Source organism: Microcystis sp. LEGE 08355 (assembly GCF_015207185.1).
Taxonomy (GTDB): Bacteria; Cyanobacteriota; Cyanobacteriia; order Cyanobacteriales; family Microcystaceae; genus Microcystis; species Microcystis panniformis.
In genome coordinates, this window is the sequence record NZ_JADEXI010000586.1 from 1 (window position 1) to 2,881 (window position 2,881).

2 protein-coding genes are annotated in these 2,881 nt (G+C 41.7%); both read right to left on the bottom strand.

Translation table 11 applies throughout. The annotated features are described in order from the left end of the window. Positions 1–1,117: sugar phosphate nucleotidyltransferase (locus tag IQ242_RS21485; RefSeq protein ID WP_193961347.1), on the bottom strand; the 1,117-nt coding region annotated here is incomplete at its 3' end. Between the two features lie 703 nt (positions 1,118–1,820). Then, on the bottom strand, positions 1,821–2,881 hold a 1,061-nt coding region (locus IQ242_RS21490), incomplete at its 5' end, for a transposase (protein ID WP_228021142.1).

Below are 2,881 nucleotides of genomic sequence, written 5' to 3' on the forward strand. Positions count from 1 at the left end.
GATCAAATTCTGGGGGAACCTTGCGGGTATCGGTAATCAACCAATCCAAGGCTGCCGCTTCAACATCGATCGTCGCGCCGGTTTTATCAACACAATAGCGCCCAAAGACCAACTTATCCACCAAACGGGCCCCTGAACCGAGGCGAGAATATTCAAAAATAACGCTATTATCCACCGTCGCGCCGCCACAAATCCAACAATTTGGGCCAATCATACTCGGACCGACAATTTTCGCCCCGTCTTCAATGCGCGTCATTGCCCCGATATACACAGGTCCGGTGATATCGACTCGATCCCAGTTTACCCCCACATTTAAGCCCGTGTAGATGCCAGGTTTAACTTCGATGCCGGGGATAGCAACATTTTTAATTGTCCGGGATAACACCCCGCGAATTGCCTGCCAGTAGTCGGGGACTTTACCGATATCCACCCATTCAAAATCCATGTTTAAAGCGTAGAAAGGCGCACCTTTAGCGACTAATTGGGGGAATAACTCGCCCCCGATGTCGTATTTACTATTAGGGGGAATAAAATCAATGATTTCTGGTTCAAAAATATAGATACCCGTGTTAATGCAGGTACTTAAAGCTTCATCGATGGCGGGTTTTTCTTGGAAACTGAGAATCCTTCCCTCCTCGTCGCTAACCACCACCCCATAGCTGGATACTTCCTCTCTGGGGACGGTTTTGGTGACAATAGTGGCGATCGCTCCCTTGTCTCGATGCCATTTAACGGCTGCGGTTAGATCGAGATCAATCAGTGCATCACCACAGAGAACCACAAAAGTATCGTCAAAAAAGGGATTAAAATCTTGAATTCGTCGTAACCCGCCCGCCGATCCTAGTGCATCACCGATTAACTCGCCCTCTTCGATTCTACCTTCAAAAGAATAACCGATATGCACCCCAAAACGCTGACCATCGCGGAAATAACTCTCAATTTCTTCGGCTAAATGACTGACATTCACCATGATCTGATCAAAGCCATGCTGTCGCAACAGTTCCAACAAAAACTCCATCACCGGCTTTTGTAAAATCGGGATCAGGGGTTTGGGAATCGTATGGGTAATCGGACGGACACGAGTTCCTTTGCCAGCTGCCAAAATCATGGCTTTCATCGATGTTTATTTCCTTTTGTGATCGAGGTTTATAGTTAAATCATGCCTAGTGTATCATTACCGGCTCGGAATCAGTGGTTATCTCTTGGGGGTACCTCGAAAAATAGATTTACTTTAGCATTGCACCGCCTGAAACCCTGATGAAAGCTTGGTTTATTCTCAATTAGTGCGGAGATTTTCTCAATAAGTCCAATTGATCGAAGTCCCCCTTGAGTAATTGATAACGGAAAAAAAGTCAGAGATTTAACCCAGATTACACTGATGGACAAAATTAACAAATCAACTTTGCTGTAACTCATACTACTCAGTCCTCTAGGCTAAGATGATCAAAAAAACGCAAGTTTTTAAATTGATGGGCAAAAAAAGTTTAATTTTAGGCAATAACCAAGGCGTTATGTCTAGGGCACCTCGAAAAATCGAATTTTGAGGGACGGAGCGCCTTGTTAATTATTTAAAATTATTCCCTCTTCATCAATGTAGATCAAGGAGATTTCCTCGACCAACACTTTGTTAACAAAATCTTTTATTCGAGGTGTCCTTGAGCATTAGATCAACCTAGACTCCTTGCCTAATTTCCCCAACAATCCGGTTAACCCCAAGAAGTCTAGGCGAAAAATGGTGAGCAAAAATTTGACTACTTGAGATATTGACACTCCCGTCGCGCTAAAAGCGAGGGATTCTTGGTTCACTGACTCAAGTTGTCTTAGCAGGTATTTCTACCAACCAAAATAGAGCTTAAATCTCCCCAAGCGTTTAGGTCTGACGACCAGCTTCCGATATGCCCTATCGTAGCTTTTTTGAGTATATTCAAGGCCGCCATTTTGTCTCTATCTTCCACATATCCGCAGGAACAAACATGAGTTCTAACTGATAGAGACTTTTGGATTAACCGACCACAATTAAAGCATTCTTGGCTAGTATAGGCGGGATTAATAGCAATAGTTAGCCTGCCGTATTTAATGCCAAAATACTCAATCCATTTTCTCAATTGTGACCAACCAGCATCATTGATACTCTTAGCTAGTTTTCGATTACGCACAAGGTTCTTGACTTTTAAATCCTCGTAGGCTATCAAGTCGTTTGACTGAATTAAACGGAGTGCCAATTTTTTAGCAAACTCTTCTCGTTGCCTACTTACTTTTAAATGTCCCTTGGCGTATTTTTGACTAGCTTTTTTGTAGTTATTAGACTGCTTTTGTCCTCTCTTAAACTTTTTCGACTTTCTTCTATTCAGTTTATTAAGACGCTTCTCGGCTTTTCGATAATACTTAGGAGGCTCTACTGTATTCCCGTTACTGTCAGCATAAAGATATTTTAACCCCAGATCTAATCCTACGCAATGACCCGTCGATTCTGATTGTGGGGTTATATCTCTAGCATCGAGTTTTAGCATTAACTGGCAATAATATCCATCAGCCCTTTTAACTATTCTTATCCGTTGAATTTGCCATTCTTGAAAATCAAACAAGTCTCGACTACCAATTAGTTTTAACTCCCCAATGTTTTTTCCATCAGTGAAAGTTATTCTCTTGGAATTTCGATTAAGTTTCCAACCTGACTTTTTAAACTCAACAGAATGAGTACGTTTAGAGTATTTAGGATATCCTTTCTTACCAGCAATTTTGTTCTTACAGTTATTATAGAACCTAAGAATAGCAGTCCAAGTCCGTTCGCAAGCCTGTTGACAAGCTGTAGAGTTAAGGTCTTGAACAAAAGGGTATTCACTTCTTAATTGAGTGACATATTTATATACATCCTTTTGTC